The following is a 259-nucleotide window of genomic DNA, read 5'->3' as shown; positions in this document are numbered from 1 at the left end:
TTCATAATTTACAGAAGGTATATTTAGATTATAGAAAACATACTTCGCAGGTATCAGTAGTTAGAAGAAAGCAACAAAATGAAAGTGCAATAAAAACACGTATTAAATTACTTAAATACGTTTATAAAAATATGCCTCAATATCATGAAGAAAACCTAATTGAGATTTATAGGCAAGAGCAAAGAAGTTTTGCAGAGGTAAAACAATACTTAGACTTTAAAAGAGAGTTTTTTAGTAAAAATAATGGGTTTTTCAAAAA

1 protein-coding gene is annotated in these 259 nt (G+C 26.3%); it reads left to right on the top strand.

The window, feature by feature from the left end:
- Window positions 1-259, top strand: a 259-nt coding sequence (locus FUA24_RS25035) for a hypothetical protein (RefSeq protein ID WP_187388179.1), incomplete at both ends; no start/stop codon positions are given.

Source organism: Seonamhaeicola marinus (genome assembly GCF_008085455.1).
Note: the sequence above shows the minus strand (reverse complement) of the source record. Positions and strands in the feature narration are given on the sequence as shown.